This window comes from Acinetobacter psychrotolerans (genome assembly GCF_048552595.1).
In the GTDB taxonomy this organism is placed as follows: Bacteria; Pseudomonadota; Gammaproteobacteria; order Pseudomonadales; family Moraxellaceae; genus Acinetobacter.
On sequence record NZ_JBIMDK010000048.1, the window covers coordinates 1 to 505 of the forward strand.

The 505-nt window shown below is 41.4% G+C and carries 1 pseudogene; it reads right to left on the reverse strand.

Annotated elements, in window-relative coordinates:
• Window positions 1–505: pseudogene (locus ACG94X_RS16795) on the reverse strand (contractile injection system protein, VgrG/Pvc8 family); the annotation flags it as partial.

Below are 505 nucleotides of genomic sequence, written 5' to 3' on the forward strand. Positions count from 1 at the left end.
CGTCTTGGTTATTGGTTTTTATTTGGGTTTGTTGCCAATTACTTTGTTGTAGCAGAACTGTGACTTGATCAGTTAAGTCTTTCGGAAGATTATTTTGGTTGTAGAAATACTTTGATGTTATTAGGAATTCTTTATCTGAGCCATCGTGCTCATCTATCTCTGGGTGTTCATTCAATTCAAACCAGTAACCGACTTGTACATCTCGTACTGTAGAAGTTGCCGTAAATTGTTTGGCTTGTGAATCGTAGTAGTTGCTTAGGTTTTCATTAAATTTTTCAATTTGGCTGTTGCCTGATTTGGTTGCGCCATCTTCACCGTTGAGGTCTTGTATCCATGCAGGACTGAAATGCCATGCTTGTTCTAAGCCAAGACTGGCATTGTCTTGATTGTCACTATGGCTATGTTTGTTTTGGACTGAGCCTGCGCCTTCTTCTGTTTCAAGTGCGTCAGCTTGCCAGCGTTGGATGTGAACTGCGGTGGGTTGAATGCTACGCTGACCGATAAA